The sequence below is a fragment of the Salmonella sp. K21076 genome (assembly GCF_039650795.1).
Lineage (GTDB): Bacteria > Pseudomonadota > Gammaproteobacteria > Enterobacterales > Enterobacteriaceae > Salmonella > Salmonella enterica.
Window position 1 is genome coordinate 33,019 of the sequence record NZ_JBCLYA010000007.1, and the last position, 19,788, is coordinate 52,806.

General features: G+C 52.3%; 15 protein-coding genes and 1 pseudogene. 2 read left to right on the forward strand and 14 right to left on the reverse strand.

Annotation, left to right across the window (positions count from 1 at the left end; translation table 11 throughout):
• Positions 1-6: 6 nt before the first annotated feature.
• From AAYN39_RS02810 to prpB, 3 genes are all read right to left on the reverse strand, one after another.
• Positions 7-1,458, reverse strand: a complete 1,452-nt coding sequence (locus tag AAYN39_RS02810) for a bifunctional 2-methylcitrate dehydratase/aconitate hydratase (RefSeq protein ID WP_001272711.1) — start codon at positions 1,456-1,458, stop codon at positions 7-9.
• A gap of 37 nt (positions 1,459-1,495) precedes the next feature.
• Complete coding sequence (gene prpC / locus AAYN39_RS02815) at positions 1,496-2,665, reverse strand: 2-methylcitrate synthase (protein ID WP_000132750.1); 1,170 nt, start codon at positions 2,663-2,665, stop codon at positions 1,496-1,498.
• A 122-nt stretch (positions 2,666-2,787) separates the two neighbouring features.
• Positions 2,788-3,675, reverse strand: coding sequence for a methylisocitrate lyase (gene prpB / locus AAYN39_RS02820; RefSeq protein ID WP_000052221.1), 888 nt, complete (start codon positions 3,673-3,675; stop codon positions 2,788-2,790).
• A 265-nt stretch (positions 3,676-3,940) separates the two neighbouring features.
• Here prpB and prpR point away from each other — a divergent pair, with 265 nt between their 5' ends.
• The gene (gene prpR, locus AAYN39_RS02825) at positions 3,941-5,566 is read left to right on the forward strand and encodes a propionate catabolism operon regulatory protein PrpR (protein WP_000205290.1); all 1,626 of its coding nucleotides are present in this window, start codon (positions 3,941-3,943) and stop codon (positions 5,564-5,566) included.
• Positions 5,567-5,701: 135 nt separating this feature from the next.
• Here the strand turns inward: prpR and yahO are convergent, their stop codons facing one another.
• The gene (gene yahO / locus AAYN39_RS02830; RefSeq protein ID WP_000848026.1) at positions 5,702-5,977 is read right to left on the reverse strand and encodes a DUF1471 family periplasmic protein YahO; all 276 of its coding nucleotides are present in this window, start codon (positions 5,975-5,977) and stop codon (positions 5,702-5,704) included.
• 231 nt (positions 5,978-6,208) lie between these two features.
• Here yahO and AAYN39_RS02835 point away from each other — a divergent pair, with 231 nt between their 5' ends.
• The gene (locus tag AAYN39_RS02835) at positions 6,209-6,841 is read left to right on the forward strand and encodes a LysE family transporter (RefSeq protein WP_000433130.1); all 633 of its coding nucleotides are present in this window, start codon (positions 6,209-6,211) and stop codon (positions 6,839-6,841) included.
• A 40-nt stretch (positions 6,842-6,881) separates the two neighbouring features.
• On the opposite strand, the gene foxA is transcribed toward AAYN39_RS02835, so the two are convergent.
• The 10 genes and pseudogenes from foxA to AAYN39_RS02885 all read right to left on the reverse strand — a co-directional run bounded on the left by foxA (position 6,882) and on the right by AAYN39_RS02885 (position 19,760).
• Complete coding sequence (gene foxA, locus AAYN39_RS02840; RefSeq protein ID WP_100208312.1) at positions 6,882-8,990, reverse strand: ferrioxamine B receptor FoxA; 2,109 nt, start codon at positions 8,988-8,990, stop codon at positions 6,882-6,884.
• A 145-nt stretch (positions 8,991-9,135) separates the two neighbouring features.
• Positions 9,136-10,140: a ferrioxamine uptake transcriptional regulator FoxR gene (foxR, locus tag AAYN39_RS02845; protein WP_000074609.1), complete on the reverse strand. Its 1,005-nt coding sequence runs from the start codon at positions 10,138-10,140 to the stop codon at positions 9,136-9,138.
• Between the two features lie 95 nt (positions 10,141-10,235).
• On the reverse strand, positions 10,236-10,427 hold the full coding sequence (locus AAYN39_RS02850; RefSeq protein ID WP_230374040.1) for a hypothetical protein: 192 nt from the start codon (positions 10,425-10,427) through the stop codon (positions 10,236-10,238).
• A complete protein-coding gene (locus tag AAYN39_RS02855; RefSeq protein ID WP_305954967.1) occupies positions 10,346-10,531 on the reverse strand; it encodes a DUF2474 domain-containing protein in 186 nt (61 codons plus the stop codon). Before AAYN39_RS02855 ends, AAYN39_RS02850 begins: the two co-directional genes overlap by 82 nt.
• Positions 10,477-11,487 (reverse strand): cytochrome d ubiquinol oxidase subunit II, encoded by a 1,011-nt coding sequence (gene cydB / locus AAYN39_RS02860; protein WP_000151052.1) that lies wholly within the window; start codon positions 11,485-11,487, stop codon positions 10,477-10,479. The genes AAYN39_RS02855 and cydB overlap by 55 nt, the downstream gene beginning before the upstream one ends.
• Positions 11,484-12,887 (reverse strand): cytochrome ubiquinol oxidase subunit I, encoded by a 1,404-nt coding sequence (locus AAYN39_RS02865; protein ID WP_000393706.1) that lies wholly within the window; start codon positions 12,885-12,887, stop codon positions 11,484-11,486. The genes cydB and AAYN39_RS02865 overlap by 4 nt, the downstream gene beginning before the upstream one ends.
• 114 nt (positions 12,888-13,001) lie before the next feature.
• A complete protein-coding gene (ssaA, locus tag AAYN39_RS02870; RefSeq protein ID WP_000934834.1) occupies positions 13,002-13,103 on the reverse strand; it encodes a small effector SsaA in 102 nt (33 codons plus the stop codon).
• Positions 13,104-13,378: 275 nt separating this feature from the next.
• Positions 13,379-16,350, reverse strand: a pseudogene (locus tag AAYN39_RS02875) (type III restriction-modification system endonuclease).
• A 9-nt stretch (positions 16,351-16,359) separates the two neighbouring features.
• Complete coding sequence (locus AAYN39_RS02880; protein WP_000910350.1) at positions 16,360-18,318, reverse strand: site-specific DNA-methyltransferase; 1,959 nt, start codon at positions 18,316-18,318, stop codon at positions 16,360-16,362.
• 188 nt (positions 18,319-18,506) lie between these two features.
• The gene (locus AAYN39_RS02885) at positions 18,507-19,760 is read right to left on the reverse strand and encodes an MFS transporter (RefSeq protein WP_000288510.1); all 1,254 of its coding nucleotides are present in this window, start codon (positions 19,758-19,760) and stop codon (positions 18,507-18,509) included.
• Positions 19,761-19,788: the final 28 nt, after the last annotated feature.

Consider the following 19,788-nt stretch of genomic DNA (forward strand, 5'->3'; position numbering starts at 1 on the left):
GCTGGCTCAGATGATATATAAATCGAGGTATTCGTTAACCGGCATCTGCTCCAGGCGGGCTCTGTCCAGGGAGACATCCAGAATGCGTTGCTGCTGGCGAGTCGGGAACTGACGCGCCAGGTTAATTTTAAATTTTTCGATAAGCTTCGGAATACCGTCGGCGCGGCGACGCGCATGACCAATCGGATACTCCACGACAACCTCGCCAAAGCGTGAGCCATCAGTAAACTCCACGGTGATCGCATTGCCGATAGCACGTTTTTCCGGGTCGTGATAGTCGGCGGTAAAAGCCGGGTCCTCATAGCACACGATTTTCTCGCGCAGGGCGTCAATACGCTTGTCCTGCGCCACCTCGTCTTCATAATCCGCCGCGGTTAACCGTCCGAACAGCAACGGCACGGCGACCATATACTGGATACAGTGATCGCGGTCCGCCGGGTTATTGAGCGGGCCTTTTTTATCGATAATGCGAAGACAGGCTTCGTGGGTGCGGATAGTCACTTTCTCGATATCCGCTGCCGTTTTGCCCGCGGCCTGCATCTGCTCATACAGTGTCATCGCCGCTTCGACGGCGGTTTGCGAGTGGAATTCTGCCGGGAAAGAAATTTTAAATAGCACGTTTTCCATCACGTAGGAGCCGTAAGGGCGCTGGAAACGGAACGTTTCACCTTTGAATGAAACGTCGTAGAAGCCCCAGGTTTTGGCGGTGAGCGCCGAGGGATAGCCCATCTCGCCGGTTTTCGCCATCAGCGCCAGACGTACCGCGCGCGAAGTCGCATCGCCCGCCGCCCAGGATTTGCGCGTACCGGTATTCGGCGCATGACGATAAGTGCGCAACGACTGCCCATCCACCCACGCCAGCGATACCGCGTTGAGGATCTCATCGCGCGTCAGCCCCAGCATTTCAGCGACCACCGCGGTCGAGGCCACTTTGACCAGCAGCACATGGTCAAGCCCGACACGGTTGAAGGCGTTTTCCAGCGCGATGCAGCCCTGAATTTCATGGGCTTTGATCATCCCGCTCAATACCTGTTTCATGGTCAGCGGCGCTTTGCCGGCGGCGACGGCGTTGCGTGACAGCCAGTCAGCCGTCGCCAGAATACCGCCGAGGTTATCAGAAGGATGGCCCCACTCGGCGGCAAGCCAGGTATCGTTAAAATCGAGCCAGCGGATCATCGCGCTAATGTTAAAGGCTGCCTGTACCGGATCGAGCTGGAACTGGGTGCCCGGCACGCGTGCGCCGTTGGGCACCACCGTGCCTGGCACGATTGGCCCAAGCAATTTTTTACAGGCCGGGTATTCCAGCGCTTCCAGACCACAGCCGAGCGTGTCGAGCAGGCAGTAATGCGCAGTGTCGTACGCCACCTTTGAGGTGATCTCGTAATTCATAACGTAATCAACGATATCAACGATTTCACGGTCAAAGTCTGGGCGAACGTTCGAAATATGTGCGGACATAGGGTACAACTCCTGTTTTTATATTTAGAGGTTTTAATTAGCAACGCTTTTCGATCGGCACAAATACGCGATCTTCCGGGCCGGTATAATTGGCGGAAGGACGAATAATTTTGTTGTCCTGACGCTGTTCAATAATGTGCGCCGCCCAGCCGGTAACGCGGGCGATGACAAACAGCGGGGTGAACATTTCGGTAGGGACGCCCATCATGTTGTAGGAGACCGCCGAAAACCAGTCGAGATTCGGGAACATCTTTTTGGTCTCCCACATCACCGTTTCCAGACGGTCGGCGATGTGGTACATCTTCAGCGAGCCGCCTTCTTCTGAAAGCTGTTTCGCCACCCGTTTGATCACCTGGTGGCGCGGGTCGGCGATGGTGTAAACCGGATGTCCAAAGCCAATCACCACCTCTTTGTTTTCCACGCGTTTACGGATATCCGCCTCTGCCTCGTCCGGTGTTTCATAACGCTGTTGAATTTCCAGCGACACCTCATTCGCTCCGCCGTGTTTCGGGCCGCGCAGCGCGCCAATCGCGCCGATAATCGCGGAGTAGACATCCGAGCCGGTCCCGGCAATTACCCGGCTGGTAAACGTCGAGGCGTTGAACTCATGCTCGGCGTACAGCACCAGCGAAATATGCATCGCCTTTTCCCAGCTTTGGGTTGGCTTTTCACCGTGCAGCAGATGCAGGAAATGGCCGCCGATGGAATCATCGTCGGTTTCCGGCTGAATACGTTCGCCGTTGTGGCTGTAGTGATACCAGTAAAGAAGGATAGAGCTGAGCGAAGCCAACAGCTTATCGGCAATATCGCGCGCGCCGGAGACGGTATGTCCCTCTTTTTCCGGCAGGGTGCAGCCCAGCGCGGAAACGCCGGTACGCATCACGTCCATCGGGTGCGAGGCCGCCGGTAACGCTTCCAGAACGGTACGGACATTGGCGGGTAATCCGCGCAGCGCTTTTAACTTGCTTTTATACGCGTTCAGCTCGTCGCGGGTCGGTAATTTTCCGTGGATCAGTAAATGCGCGACTTCTTCAAATTCGCAGTGCTCCGCCAGATCGAGAATGTCGTAACCGCGATAGTGCAGATCGTTACCGCTTTTTCCCACGGTACACAGAGCGGTATTTCCGGCAGGTACGCCGGAAAGCGCGACCGATTTTTTAGGCTTAATGACATGCGTGTTGTTTTGCAGGATCGTCGTGTCTGTCATATTGTCCTCGTCATTATTGTAATGTGTAGGGTATTGAGGCGTGTAGGCCGTACCGTAGGCGGGATAAACGTAGTGCCATCCGGCATTGCCTGATGGCGGCTTCGCCTTATCAGGCCCACAGGCTACGATTTTTTATTCCTGTACAGCGCGTCCAGCTTCTCTTCGAACTGGTAGTAATTGATGCTTTCGTACAGCTCGTTGCGGGTCTGCATGATGTCGATCACGTTCTTTTGCGTCCCTTCCTGGCGCAGCACGGTATAGACTTTTTCTGCGGCGCGGTTCATGGCGCGAAACGCCGACAGCGGATAGAGCGCCATCGCCACGTGTGCGCTGCGCAACTCGTCGGTCGTAAACAGCGGCGTCGCGCCAAACTCAGTGATGTTGGCGAGGATCGGCACCTGCGCCACGTCGGCGAACTGGCGGTACATCGACAGTTCGGTGATCGCCTCCGGGAACAGCATGTCAGCCCCCGCATCCACGTAAGCCTGCGCGCGATCGAGAGCCGCCTCCAGCCCTTCCACCGCCAGCGCATCGGTACGCGCCATGATCACAAAGTTCGGATCGGTGCGCGCATCCACTGCCGCCCGAATTCTGTCTACCATCTCCTCTTTCGAGACGATCGCTTTGTTTGGACGGTGTCCACAGCGCTTAGCGCCAACCTGGTCTTCAATATGCAGCGCGGCGGCGCCCGCTTTGGCTATGGACTTTACCGTCCGCGCGACATTAAAGGCGGAGGAGCCAAAGCCAATATCCGCATCCACCAACAGCGGCAGCGGGCAAACATCCGTGATGCGCCGGATATCGGTTAACACATCATCCAGCGTCGAAATCCCCAGATCCGGCAGTCCGAGCGAGCCCGCCGCTACGCCGCCGCCAGAAAGATAGATAGCCTGATACCCGGCCCGTTGGGCCAACAGAGCATGGTTGGCATTAATAGCGCCGACAATTTGTAATGGATTCTCTTTAGCGAGCGCGGCGCGAAATGCCTGCCCCGGCGAATGTAAAGACATAATTCGTCCTCATGTTAGTAAATTGTTATTCAAGATGTATTCACCAAAGCAAAGGCTATGCCAGGCAAAGAGGCAGCGAGAAAATTAAATACAATGAGATTTAAAAACAGGTAATTACAGTCATTCCTGTTATGAATAAGCGCGATTAAGGGAAAAGAAAAACGTGTCAGCTAACGTTTCATGAAACGAATCGCTCCGTTTCATTGCAACATTTATGAAACACGTTTAAAACAAAAAATCGCCCCTTAAAGATGAACCTACTGCGATGACGACTGCTCACAGCGCTCCGCGCGATAATAGCGATAAACCGGTGATCTGGACGGTCTCCGTAACGCGTCTATTCGAACTGTTTCGGGATATCAGCCTGGAATTCGATCATCTGGCGACCATCACGCCTATTCAACTCGGCTTTGAAAAGGCGGTGACCTACATTCGCAAAAAACTGGCGACCGAGCGCTGCGACGCGATTATCGCGGCGGGTTCGAACGGGGCCTATTTAAAAAGTCGCCTGTCAATACCGGTGATCCTCATCAAGCCCAGCGGATTCGACGTATTACAGGCGCTAGCGAAAGCGGGAAAGCTCACCTCGTCTATCGGTATCGTGACCTATCAGGAGACCATTCCGACTTTACTTGCCTTTCAGAAAACGTTTCACCTCTGTCTTGAACAGCGAAGCTATGTCACCGAAGAGGACGCGCGCGGGCAAATTAACGAACTTAAGGCCAACGGTATTGAGGCCGTCGTCGGCGCGGGATTAATTACCGATCTGGCGGAAGAAGCGGGTATGACCGCCATCTTTATTTATTCCGCGGCGACCGTTCGTCAGGCTTTTCATGATGCGCTGGATATGACCCGTCTGACACGGCGCCAGCGCGTGGATTACCCATCCGGCAAGGGATTACAAACCCGGTATGAACTGGGCGATATACGCGGCCAGTCGCCGCAAATGGAGCAGCTCCGCCAGACGATTACGCTCTATGCCCGCTCCCGTGCGGCAGTGCTGATTCAGGGGGAAACAGGGACCGGAAAAGAGCTGGCGGCGCAGGCGATTCACCAGACGTTTTTTCACCGCCAGCCTCACCGTCAGAATAAGCCATCCCCTCCCTTTGTCGCCGTCAATTGCGGCGCGATTACCGAGTCATTGCTGGAGGCGGAACTGTTTGGTTATGAAGAGGGCGCGTTTACCGGTTCACGACGAGGAGGCCGGGCGGGGCTGTTTGAAATCGCACACGGCGGCACGCTGTTTCTGGATGAAATCGGCGAAATGCCCTTGCCGTTACAAACCCGACTCTTGCGCGTACTGGAGGAAAAAGCCGTCACTCGCGTCGGCGGACACCAACCGATCCCGGTGGATGTCCGGGTGATCAGCGCTACGCATTGCGATCTGGATCGGGAGATAATGCAAGGACGTTTTCGCCCCGATCTCTTTTATCGCCTGAGTATTCTGCGTCTGACGCTTCCTCCTTTGCGCGAGCGGCAGGCTGATATTTTGCCGCTGGCGGAAAGCTTTTTAAAACAGTCGCTGGCGGCGATGGAAATTCCGTTTACCGAATCGATACGTCATGGATTGACACAGTGTCAGCCGCTTTTGCTGGCCTGGGGCTGGCCCGGTAATATTCGCGAACTGCGTAATATGATGGAGCGCCTGGCGCTTTTTTTAAGCGTCGATCCCGCACCAACGCTGGACAGGCAATTTATGCGGCAGTTATTACCTGAGCTTATGGTGAACACAGCAGAGCTGACGCCTTCAACCGTGGATGCGCACACGTTACAGGATGTACTGGCGCGCTTTAAGGGCGATAAGACCGCGGCGGCGCGTTATCTGGGGATTAGCCGCACCACTCTGTGGCGTCGTTTAAAAGCAGGTGCCAAAGACCAGTCGGGTAATTAAGACAAATGACAGCGTCCTGAATGCCTGATGGCGCTACGTTTACTGCAGGCCGTCATCCGGCAAAACGGATGCCGGTTGCCAGGAATAAAAATACCCGCCGGAAACCCAGGCGGGTATTTTTATGATGCAACGCTTTTATTTCTTTTTATAAATATCAGCCGTACCATGAATTTTATTTTCTGTCTGCCCGGACGTCAGCACCACCACATCCGCCCCTTTTTCATCCGCCTTTTTGATTAAATCTTCTCTGGCGTCCAGCGGCGACATTTCCCCGGTGGTGGAAATCGTGCCAATTTTCGTGTATTCGGAGGCGACTTTATCAAAGTCCGTTTTTTTCATGATTTCTGCGGCATAAACGTTTGTCACGACAAACGCTAATGCGCCAAGCATAACCTTGTAGCCAGTTTTCATAGCAAAACCCTCGTTTTATTATTACGCCATCATCGCTTTATCAGAACAAAAAGGCCGTTCGGACTGATTAAATAAGTAGTGTAGATTGCTGGAAAAATCCAGTCAGCCCCCGCTCACTCGGCATAACGACGCGGATTAAAACGCCCCTGCTTTGTGATCTCACTCGCAATCATCTGGTTTGACTATTAATAAGATGAACGTTATTTCTTGAGGCTATGGGAAGAGTTGTCTATGGAGCCGTTTCATGCCGTTGTGCTTACCGTCAGTCTGTTTGTGTTAACCTTTTTTAATCCCGGCGCGAATCTGTTTGTGGTGGTGCAAACCAGCCTCGCATCAGGACGCCGGGCGGGAGTCATCACCGGCCTGGGCGTCGCCACGGGAGACGCCTTTTATTCCGGGCTGGGGCTTTTCGGTCTGGCGACGCTCATTACGCAATGCGAAGCGGTATTTTCTCTTATCAAAATTGTCGGCGGCGCCTATTTATTATGGTTCGCCTGGAACAGTATTCGCCACCAGGCGACGCCGCAAATGAGCACGCTCCAGACGCCGATTGCCGCCCCGTGGACAATTTTCTTTCGCCGGGGATTAATGACCGATTTATCCAATCCGCAAACCGTACTGTTTTTTATCAGTATTTTTTCCGTAACGCTTAGCGCAGAAACGCCCACATGGGCAAGGTTAATGGCCTGGGCCGGAATTGTGCTGTCATCCGTTATCTGGCGTATTTTTCTCAGCCAGGCCTTTTCGCTCCCCGCAGTCCGCCGCGCTTATGGACGAATACAGCGCATTGCCAGCCGTGTTATCGGCGCCATTATCGGGATGTTTGCGCTCAGACTTCTCTATGAAGGCATGACGCACCGCTAATGTTTGCCCGGTAGCCTTTGCTACCGGACGATAAGCGTTATCAAAACGCCCATGACACGCTGCCTACAATGCTACGCTCGGCGCCAAAATAACAATAAGAGAGCGAATTACAGGCAGCGACATAGCGTTTGTCCGTCAGATTATTTACGTTGAGCTGGGCGCTCAAGCCATTTAACCCAATGCTGGATAAATCATACCCAACCACCATGTCGACCAGTGTATAGGACGGCAACGTGTGGGTATTCAGGCGATCGCTGGTCACGCCGTTGACGTACCGGATGCCGGAGCCCAAAGTCAGCCACTCTAACAGACCGCTTTTCACATCGTAGCTTAGCCAGGCGCTGGCCTGGTTCCGTGGAGCATAAACCGCGCGCTTCCCCTGCTCTTGCGGGCTACTTTTCTTATAACGGATATCAGTATAGGTATACGCCGCCTGCAAACGGACGCTATCCGACAAATGGCTAATGGCCTCCAGTTCAACCCCTTTAGACTCAATTTCACCAATCGAGCGGTACGGATCGGTAGGTTCTTCTTTGGTCGCGATATTGGTTTGGTTAATACGATACACGGCGGCGCTAAACTGGCTGTTCCCCCCCAGCGGTTCGTATTTTACCCCCGCCTCCCACTGCTTGCCTTTCATCGGTTCCAGCACATTGCCGTTTTCGTCGGCGAAGCTGGTCGACGTAAACGCGGTAGAATAACTGAGATAGGGGGCGACGCCATTGTCGAACAGATAAAGCAACGCGGCACGGGTGCTGACGTTGTTTTTATCGAGATCGCTGCGTGAATCATGAAGTTTGTCGATGTTAGACACGCTGACCCGATCGTAACGACCGCCCAACGTAAAGCGCCAGCGATCCCATGACATCTGATCCTGTAAATAGTATCCGGTCTGCCGCAGCTTATGTTTTTCACGGCTATACAACGTAATGTAATCCGGCTGAGCGCCATAAACAGGGTTGAAAGCGTCAATCGGCGGAAACGCGCCATAATAGCCAGTAGTATGATTACTGCGATCCTGATAATCGATCCCCACCAGCAGACGATGATTAATCGCCCCGGTATCCACGCTGCCGTCGAGCTGATTATCCAGCGCGATAGCCGACATTTTCTCCCCGGAGCCGGAATAGCCGCGATTCAGCGCCGTTTCATTCAACCAACCTGCGGCATAGACCTGATTCAACGTCACTTTGGTATGCAAATAACGCAATTTTTGCCGTACCGACCAGCCGTTATCGAACAGATGCTCAATGTTATAACCCACCATATTTTCACGGCGATCGTATTTGTCGTAGTCATCTTCACCTTCAAAGAAAGTGTTAGAAATTTTTCCGCCGTTATAAGGTACAACCGTGCCTTGATAAGGCAGTCCGGAGTGGCTACCGCCTTGCGGATCACGGTGCAGATAGGCCATAAGATCAAGACGCGTCCGATCGGTAATTCTCCAGGTCAGGCTCGGCATCAGCGCATAACGTTCCTCTTTCAGGGGCGTAAACTGCGAATCGGCGTAACGTGTCATGCCGCTAAGACGCGCCGCCACACGTTCATTGTCATCCAGTGGGCCGGTCACATCAAAAGCCGCCCCGCGCTGGTTGTTATTGCCGGCAAACAGCTTCACTTCTCCTCCGGCATCAAACGCCGGTTTTCGCGACGTCAACGAGACAATGCCGCCTGGCGATGAACGTCCATACAGAACGGACGCCGGGCCGCGTACCACCTCGATATCTTCCAGAAACCAGGGGTCAACCACCAACGAACTGTGCGAATTGGTGTCGCCCATCATTTTTAACCCGTCGAGATAGACGTTATCCAGACTACCGTCCGAAAAACCACGCAATACGATGTAATCAAAGCGGTTAGAGGCGCCTATCTGGTTACTGTATACGCCTGGGGTGTAGCTGACCGCCTGACGCACGCTGGTTGCGCCCTGCTCTTCAAACTGCTGGCGGGTAATAATGGATACCGACTGCGGCGTTTCAATATCTGGCGTCGCCAGCCTGGTCGCGCCACTCTGAACGGGCGAGGTGACAATGACGGTATCATTTTTTGTGGTTTCCTGGGCAAAAAGAGGAAAAGTCGCGCCGCCGATAGCTCCGCCTATCAATAGCGCCATACGCGTTGTCGCAAACATGAACATCTCCAAAGGCATCTTTATTGTAAATAAGAATTATTACCCTTTAGAGATAACGAACCACTATGCGTAACGCCAGATTGCCTATGCGCAATGATAAAAAATCACCCAAAGCGGCAGAAAACCGGGTTAGCGGCGGATATTACCGCTCTGGCGGGGCGCGTTACGCACAGTGGCGGGACGCCGTCAGAGACGCGTCACGCAGCTCGCCGGGCGAGCAGCCATAACGCCGACGAAATGCCGTCGCAAAGTTAGTGGCATGTTGATAGCCTGACATCCAGGCGGCCTGCTGCACGCTGTATCCCTCCATCAGATAACGACGCGCGCGCGCCAGGCGGCAATCGCGCAGATAATCAAACACGGTACACCCATAGGCATGGCGAAACTTGCACCGCAGGCTACTCGGACTCATTGCCGCCCGACGCGCCAGTTCGTTCAGCGTGTAGGCTTTTTCCGGCGTTTGCTCCAGTAAACGCCGAATGAGCTCCAGCCGCTGGTATTCACCGGTGACGGGAAGTCCGCGTTTTTGCGTTGCGGGCTGACATAGATTTAACGCATAGCCCAGCAATTGCAGCATGATGCCTTCCAGCATTAACTGGCGTGACGCCGCATGAGGTCCGGGCTGCTGCGCATAACGTAGCCCCGAAAGCAGAAACTCCGGCACCTGCCAGACCCTCGCCGAGGCCGCGCTACGTTCCCACTCGTCTGCCAGCGAGACAGGCAAACGCTCCCGCCACCCGCCGTCCGGGTACATTCCCAGCGATAAGGTGCGCAATTTACTGTCTGCGCCGTGATGGGCGCGTATCGTCTGCTGCTCACTCAGTTGCGAGCAAAACGCCATCCCCGCGCTCAACAAAAAGGTCTGCTCATTGACAGCCAGCGCGACGTTACCTTCCAACACCACCAGCATATACAGCGGACTGCTATGGCGAGAGGTGGTTTCATAAGGTTGTAACACGTGAACATCCGAGCGTGTAATGCAAATCCCGCCGGGAAGCGCTATCTCTTCGATATCGCCATGAAGTACGGGACTACTCTGCGTATACTGCGGTAACGCAGGGAAGCGGTAATCAATGCCATAACGCTCGCCAAACGCGATGAAGTCGCTGACGGAAAAGATCTTTTTCATCGCCGGGGCGGCGGAAGAGTGACAGGAGATCGGAGACATTATCAATACCGTTTATCTGCGTTATACCAGAGCGTTAGCCACTGTGTAACCATATCACTGCGGCCCGGGAACGACAATAAAGATGAGAATAATTATCAACCGCTATTGAGGGGAGAGATAAGGCGAGCAAAGGTGATCGATAAACGCCGATCTGTCGATAAAAACGCGCTTTCGCGAGAGACGAAAGCGCGTCCGGGGGTATCAGTCAGGAGCGAAATCCTGCGGAGGTCATGAGCAGTCTGAACAACATTCCGACGCCCGCCAGCAGAAGCACGCTGGCGCACCATATCGCGACCATCCATACGACTCGCCGCGACCATTTTTTCACTTTAACCATCAGTGATATCCCTCTCCATGTCGCACTTTTCCACGGAAGACGTAGTAGCTCCAGAAGGTATAAGCCAGAATAATCGGGATGATTATCAGCGCCCCAACCAGCATAAAGCTTTGACTTTGCGACGGCGCGGCGGCGGCATACAGCGAAATATCCGGTGGAATAATATTCGGCCAAATACTGATTCCTAACCCGCTGAACCCCAGAAAAATCAGCCCTAGCGTGAGAATAAATGGACGCGCATGGGATTGTGGTTTTTTCACGCTGCGCCATAGCCAGACGCTAAAAGCCAACACCAGCACAGGCACCGGCAGGAAGTAGTATAAATTGGGCAGCGTGAACCAGCGCTCGGCGATGTCGTCATGGGTGAGCGGCGTCCACACGCTGACGCCCCCCATCACCAGCAACAAGACGATCAACAACGGGCGCGACAGCGCGCACATCCGGCTATGCAGCGGATCTTCGCTTTTCATAATCAGCCAGGTAGCGCCCAGCAGCGCGTAGGTGACGACCAGACCGACGCCGCAGAACAGATTAAACGGCGTCAGCCAGTCAAGCTGCGAACCGCTAAAGGTTCGCCCTTCCACCTGAAAACCGCTCACCACCGCGCTCACCACAACCCCCTGGGCAAAGGTCGCCAGGATTGACCCGACGATAAAGGATTTATCCCAGAACGCGCGATGCGACTCGGTGGCTTTAAAACGGAATTCAAAAGCGACGCCGCGAAAGATAAGACCAAGCAGCATAACCACCAGCGGGATAGTCAGCGCGTCGGTGATGACGGCATAAGCCAACGGGAACGCGCCAAAAAGCCCGGCCCCGCCCAGCACTAGCCAGGTTTCGTTCCCGTCCCATACCGGCGCGACCGAGTTCACCATAACATCGCGATCGTGTTTATCACGAATAAACGGAAACAGGATACCGACGCCCAGATCGAAACCATCCATCACGATATACATCAGCGTGGCGAACACGATAATAGCAAACCAGATAACCGGAAGATCGATGGTCATTCGCGTTTCTCCTGCTCAAGCGATTCTCCCACGGCAGAGATAGGACGCGCGGGTCTGCCATCGGTTTCAGCGGTCGGTGTCTCCGCCGGCTGCGGCCCTTTCTGGATAAGACGAATCATATAAATATAGCCAACCCCAAACACCAGGGAATAGACCACAAAGAAGGCCAGCAAACTGATGCTCATTTGCAAGGTGCTGTGCGCGGAAACCGCATCACGCGTTCGCAGCAGGCCATAGACCACCCACGGCTGACGTCCTACTTCAGTCGTCACCCATCCGGCAAGGATGGCGATAAGCCCGGACGGCCCCATCCACAGCGCAAAGTGCATAAAGGGCCGCGAATGATACAGGCGGCGTCGGTAGCGTAGCCACAGGCTGGCCAGCCCCAGAAAGATCATCAGTACGCCCATGCCCACCATCAGACGGAAAGACCAGAACACCACGGTAGGGTTGGGGCGATCCTCTTTGGGATAATCTTTTAGCGCAGGCACCTGTTTGTCCAGGCTATGCGTCAGGATCAGACTGCCCAACGCCGGGATCTCAAGCGCATAGCGGGTCCGTTCCGCCTCCATATCCGGCCAGCCTACCAGCGTAAGCGGCGTTGGCTCGCCGGGCGTATTTTCCCAGTGCCCCTCAATCGCGGCGATTTTGACCGGCTGATGCTTCAGGGTGTTAAGGCCATGCATATCGCCAATCAATGCCTGAACGGGTGCCACCACGACCGCCATCCATAGCGCCATCGAGAACATACGGCGGATAGCCGGCGTATCGTTACCTTTCAGTAAATGCCAGGCTGCGGACGCGCCGACAAACATCGCGCTACTTAAAAACGCCGCAACGGACATATGCAACAGGCGATACGGGAACGACGGGTTGAAAATCACCGCGAACCAGTCCACCGGGACTACCTGACCGTTATGAATTTCAAATCCCTGCGGGGTATGCATCCAGCTATTAGACGCCAGAATCCAGAACGTCGACATTAACGTGCCCAACGCCACCATACAGGTAGACAAGAAATGCAGGCCCGGCCCGACTTTGTTCCAGCCAAAAAGCATCACGCCTAAGAATCCCGCTTCCAGGAAGAATGCGGTGAGCACTTCATAGGTTAATAAAGGCCCGGTGATACTGCCGGCGAACTGGGAAAAACCGCTCCAGTTCGTTCCGAACTGGTAAGCCATGACCAGACCGGAGACCACGCCCATCCCGAAGTTGACGGCAAAAATTTTGAGCCAGAACTGATAGAGCGAGCGCCAGACAGGATTACGCGTTTTTAGCCATAAACCTTCCAGTACCACCAGGTAACTGGCTAAGCCAATCGTAATCGCGGGGAAAATAATATGAAAAGAGACGGTAAAGGCAAACTGGAGTCTCGCTAAAAAGAATGCATCAAACTCCATGTTCCCTCCCGTTTATATAGTCACTTCGTGTAAAATATTCACTGTTCGCAACCAGGTTGAAACGAAACGGTTATTTTCCCCAAACGTAAAAACGTCGGGGAATATCCAGATAAATTACGATTTTTTTTGCGGCTGGCTGTCAGGCTTATCGCCCGACTCTGGCGCTTCGGAGGGGTCGTCTTTTTCGACAGCGAAACGGTAGTATCTATTTAGCATAACATGTCTCCCTTAGTTACATTCACTTGGCAATATCTACCTGGCCGTTATAAAAATAACGGCAAAACAAAAAAACAGCGTCTTCAAGACTATTTGCAATTTCAGCAAAATACACTTAGCTGAAAGTTAAGAATAGACGTAAAACGATAACCTTCAAGTCAACGCGGTTTACGGGACGGGGGATTAGCACAGGAGAATGACCGCAACGCTCGCTGCGCGGCGGCCATTTTATATGGCCTATCAAAAAGATAACCGTTAAGGTCTATTCAAACCCGTTAGTTTGCCTTCCCCCCAATCAAGCCATTGATGGTAGAAAATACCGCCGGCGCGCTGGTCGCTTCCGCAAACTCGACATTGATATTTTGCCGACGCAGCATATCGAAGAATTTACGTTGCGCATCAAGAATAACCTGATCGCCTACGCGCATATTTTCTGCTTTAGTTTCAACCAGTAAATAAACACTGTCGGCGTCCTGACGCTCAATACGGTACACAAAATCCGGCGTAGTAGAGCCCCCCGTATATTTGGGGATCTGAATGGCCCGCTTAGGCAGTTTGCCAAACACAGAAACCTGTTGCGGATAATCGTATTTTAATAGCGGCAATTCTGGATCGACGCTGTCATAACGCAACGGCGGTATTTGATAGAGAGAACGGGGATCGTCTATCGCATTCTCATCCACATTTTTCCCCACAATTTCAGCGCTAATCTCCTCTCTGAACTGCCGTGCCGTAGAATCAAATACCGACGTTGAAGCCTGAAAATCGAGAGGCAGATAATCGTGGCGCTGCGCAAAATGCGCATTAATCCGCGTCTGTAATGCGCGGGTCATATTGTCCAACGAGATCTCGCTTAAATAGCGTGAATCTCCGTGCAAAACATCACGCAGCATCGCCATTAACACCGGGTGCAGGACGTTAATCGGCAGACTGGTGCGTAACGCCAGTTGCTTAAGAAAATGGCCATATTTCATGCCCGCCATAAATTCGCTGGCGGCTAATTCGCCTTCCCGCTGCGCCACTTCAAAACGGCCATTATCTTCATTCGATACCAGCCGTTGTTGCACCTGGCTTGGCTTCTGGCGTATATACAGCGACGGATCGCGCAGCACCTCGGCGGCAATCTGTTCCAGAGAAGCGCCGCTACGCTCGAATTGCAGCATATAACGGCGGGAAAACTGCTCCCAGATACTGCTAAGTTGTTCCCAATTCTCTTTGCGTAACCTGACTCGCAGTCGGGAGGCGGGCTTATTGTCACGAATGCGATCCGCTCGCACCCGCGCCTGCGTCAGCTCAGGGTAGAACTCCAGTAGCCACGCAAAGCCACTTTTGGTTTCCCCGTTAAGCGTGACGCTGGGTTTAAACTCATTACTCCGGTTGATCAGTTTTTTATCATCCAGATCTTCCAGCAAACGAAGCTCCGTAAACGCAGGATCGACTTTTTGTCGCTCGGTGACGATGAGTGTGATCATCGCCTCATCCAGCTTCTGCTCGTTAAGCTGAACTTTGCTGTCGCGATTAATCTCATCAACCAGCATACTGGCAAACGCTTTTTCATCATAACCAATCAGAAACGACAGTCGGGACGGCCACTCTTCCTGATGAACGCGATGGCCGTTTTCATCTACCGGTAGCCGCAGGCCGCGCCCCACTTCCTGAATTTTGCTCGACTCGCTACCGGAAGAACGTAATTTAGCAATGACAAAAACATTCGGGTTATCCCAGCCTTCGCGAAGCGTCCATTTTGAAAACAGAAAGCGGCGCGTTTCCCAGTTGCCGTGATGGTCTGAAAAACTGAGCAACTTCTCTTTATTTTTCAGAATATCATCTACCTCAGCCTGGATCGCCTCATCGCCGCTTCCGCGGTCTTCGCCAAAGTAACCAGCGTGGACGTTTTGGTTATCCGAGTGCAGGCTGGCGAGCGTGGCCTGCAGAAACGACAGATACTCCACTTCTCGCGGCAGGGTCTTGCGCTGATAATCGTCAATCAGTTGCGTCAGTTTCTTTTTCAGTAAACACTCAAACTTCAGTTTCAACCAACCTTCGTCATCACGATAGCTTTTAATACTGTCAATAAAGAAAAAGCTTAAGGTCTTAATACGCGGGGCATTATTTTCTGGCTCATTGCTGCGTAAGAAATTTGCCTGCTCAGTGTCAAAATGCTTATCGATAGCGTCCTGAATAATCAGTTCCTGGTAGCTCGCGCCAAAGGTTCCTGGCACCAGCGCCATCCCTGCCTCCAGCTCCAGATCGTTCGACAACATTTTACTGCCGGCATATTCGATACTGCCTTCAAATCCTGCATCGACATCGGCGAGATTTTCGCCCACGCCAACCTCGGCAATTTTGCTCCCCCGTCGGAGGATTAATTTCTTTGCCGTGACGCTGTCAACGATATAACGATTGTTGGCCTGTTCTTCGGGGAGATTCGGGTAATAAATATCAATACCTTTCACCAAACCATCGTTAAAACTGTCCACCGCGTTGAGATCAAACTGCGGTTGCCGGCGATAGTAATCTTTACGTACACATTTATTTTTACCCTTACCTTCGACAATATCCGGGAAGGTAGCGCCAAAGCGGACGATCATTTGCGGCTGAATGGCCTGAATCGCTCGATAAAATTTGTTATCTCGCACAAAACGATGCGGTTCATCAATAATGACCACCGGTCGCGTCATTTGCAGCCCTTTAACAGGCGACGTCAGCCCGCCCAGTAGCGTTGATCGTAATCGTCTCGCGTCATACTGGCGGAATTGAGCATTTGCGCATTGATCAGCAAAACCTGAATCGTATGGCTATCACGACGGCTGGCATCAGTAAAACTTAATAACTGGGCCGGAAAATTTTTACGCCCCGACTTTACTTTAAAATCACCGGCGTTGATGGTGCAAAATTCCATCCGCGTATTTTCGTAGAACTGTGAAAAATGCTGTCTGGCGTAATCGCTGGTGATAAAGTTCCGCGCGCCTTCTTTAATGGCTGGCGTCGGCACCACCAGCACAAATTTGAAGAGGCCATACTTCTGATGCAGTTCATACATCAACCGAGTATAGACATAGGTTTTGCCCGTCCCGGTCTCCATTTTAACGTCAATATTGGCCTTATCGTCGTAACGTCCCTTAATCAGCGGATTAGCATAGTGATTATGATCGGCCTGCGCGTGATCGATACCGGTGAAACTCGCCAGAATCGCCGCTAACGCCTGTTCCTGATGGGGAAGTTCTTCCAGCAAAATATTCATCATCATCCCCTCTTAATAACGCTTCACCAGGTTCACTTTTTGATCAAGCTGTTTTAAGCCGATTTCCAGTTCACGAATGGATTCAAGGTCGAAAGAGTAGCCGTAAATGACAATGGTCTGAACCGGAAGCTGGTGCGTACCAATGTGGTTGAGAAGATCGCGGGTCTGCTCTGTTCCCCATCGTTCATCAATCAGATACAGGCGCGTATTATCAACATACCTGGCGCAATAGCCGGAAAAATCAACGGTCTGTACGTCAATATCCATTTTATAACCATCGGCGACCAGCCATGTCGTTAATAAGGTCTCTTCGCCGCTTGCGCCGCCCGGCACGCCCAATCCTCTGGCGGAAAAAGGATTGATCATGTCGGTAAATCCTGACTCGGTGAAAGCGGCCAGTTGACCGCTGGTATTGATAAAATGGCCGGTAGCAATATCGAAGCTATCCAGATCGTCCAGCGTCTGCTGTGTCGGAGTGGCAAAACGATAATGTTTAAAACCGAGATCGCTATTGGTCGCGGGATTGTTGGCGCGGATCTTCGCCGCAACGCGTGTAATTCGCTCGCGGCTGATTTCATCAATAGTGTTATAACCTGCTTTTTTCGCGATAGTGTTATTGCTTAATGCCTGATCGATAGTACACAGAATAAACGTGCGCTGCCCCCCATCTTCTTCATTCAGCGCCATCACCGCATGGGCCGTGGTGCCGGAACCGGCAAAAAAGTCCAGAACGACGCCGTCTTTATCGATAGCGAGCTTGATGATTTTCTTCAATAATGCGGTCGGTTTCGGCGTATCAAAAACGTTGTCGCCGAAGAGATCCAGAATCTCCTTTTTCCCCTCTTTATTCGACGCTACGTTATCCCAGTAATTGGTCGTTGGCTGCCCTTTACTGTGATGCGCGTACATGACTCGCTGGGGAATACCGCCGTTATCTTTGCCAAAATAGACCAGATTATCGGCCACCAGTTTTTGGTAACTGGCTTCAGGATAAGCCCATAGTCTTTCGTGTACCGTACCGTTCGGCGTGGTAATTTTATAGGTATAGCCGCCGCCGCTCAGCCCTTTTGACACCGTTAACGGCACCGGTCGCCATTTCCCTTCTGGAAACTGTTCGGTCGGTTCTTTATAGGATTTCTGAATATACTCTTTAGAAAGCGGTTCTAAACGTAAAGCGCCCTGACCGGTTTTGGCGTAAACAAGAATGTATTCCCCCTGGATGGAAACGTTATCAGAGTCGTTAGAAATCTCTTTTTTGCGCTTCCACATCACATTGGTGACAAATCCGCCTTCGCCAAAAATCTCATCCATCATTAATTTAAGATTGGCGTACTCATTATCGTCGATAGAGATAAAAATAAACCCGGTATCTTTCAGGAGCTTCCTGGCCAGGAAAAGACGCGGATACATGAAAGATAACCACGCGGAGTGCGTCGATTTACCCTGAATGGATTTTAAACGTGCCAGTTCGGTATCATTAAGACCAAACATATCCTGCAACGCCCGATCGCTATATTCAAAATGATCGGGATAGACAAACCCGTCCGATCCGGTGTTATAAGGGGGATCGATATAGATCATATCGACGGTATCGGCGTAATTATTTTGCAGATGGCGTAAAACATCCAGATTATCTCCGGTCAGAAAAAGATTATGGCTGTTTTTATTTTCTGCCAGAGTATTGTGTTCCACGTCAGGAACGATAACGGTAACGGATTTTTCACCCGCCTGTTTTTTTGCGTAATCTTTGCCAATAAAATCAATCTGATAACCGCTAGTCAGCTCATCAATATTACGCGCTTTCAGCGCGCGCTCAAATTTGGCGAGATCAAATCCGCCTTTCGCGATCAGTTCGCCCTGCTCGTTATAGCGATCGGCGATAAAAAATTCCGGTAATGCACGTTGTAACTCAGACAGAAAGGCGCTATTCGGGGCAACAGACTCGTTGTGTTTTTGGTTATCTTTCAACATGATATCTTCGCTCCGTTGACAATTTTAAGGTCCAACAATCAATTTCTTATAAAGAAAAAAGTAAGCGATGATTGTAATGGTCACGAAAGGCAGATGCCATCATTAACCTTTGTTGTTCGTTGAAAGGGCGTAAAAACCACAGGAGGAAGGAGCGCTCCCGGCGACAGTATGCGCCAGGAGCGTAGTGTTTACGTGCGATGACCGATGGCCGACTCCGGGAGGGCGTCGCTATCTGTACCGGAGATGACGACTCCCCGGGTCTCGCGACCAAATGCCACAAATACACAGATTAAAATAGCCACCGCGCCAGCCACGATCGCCATTGCCAACCCGTAATTGCCACCATGCGTTTCCGCGATGCGGGCCTGTAACGTCGCATTAACCGACGCCAGTAAATTACCGAGTTGGTAAACAAACCCTGGCAGCACGGCGCGCGCATTCGCCGGAACCAGCTCGTTCAGCCAGGTCGGCACGACACCCCAGGCGCCCTGCACCATAAACTGCATCAGGAACGCGCCCAGACCAATCGTGAATGATCCGCTGGAAAATGCCCATAGCGGGAGTACCGGAAGCGCAAGAAAGGCGGCGATCATGATCGCTTTTTTACGCCCAATACGTTCCGATAGCGTACCGTAGAAAATACCGCCGAGCATGGCGGCAATGTTATAAAAAATTGCAATGATACTGATCAGATGCGGATCAAAACCATGCTGCATCTTCAGGAAGGTAGGATAGAGATCCTGCGTGCCGTGACTGAAAAAGTTAAAGAACGCCATGACCAGCACCAGATACAGACACAACTTCCACTGTTTGCGCAGAACAGGAAGCAGCGCGGTATTCTCTTTACGCGCTCTGGCCGCCAGCCAGACGGGGGATTCCGGCACTTTAAACCAGATATAAGGCAGCAAGACAACAGGCAGGGCGCCAATCAGGAACATGCCACGCCAGCCTACCATACTGTAGAAGAGGCCAAAAATAACCGAGGCGAACAGATAGCCGCAGGGATAGCCTGCCTGAAAAATGCCCGACATCAGGCCACGCGAACGATCGGGAATGGTTTCCATCGCCAGTGATGACGCGACGCCCCATATCCCGCCCATCGCCACGCCGTACATGACCCGAAAAATCAGAAATGCCATGAAGGTGGGCGACCAGGCGGAAAGCAGTTCAAACACCGTAAAGAACAGAATATTGAGCATCAGTATCGGTCGACGTCCGTACTTTTCCGCCATTCGGCCAAATAGCAGCGCGCCAATGGGACGTACCGCCAGGGTCAGCATAATCGCAATGGAAACCTCCGATACGGAAGCGTGAAACCATTCGGCGAGATCGCTAAGTACAAAGACAAGGATAAAGAAATCAAACGCATCCAGCATCCAACTGGTAAAGCTGGCAAACGCCACATGTCGTTGTGTCGTCGTCCAGTTCAGGGGGGTGTACATAGGTAGTGTCCTGCATCAAAAATAACAT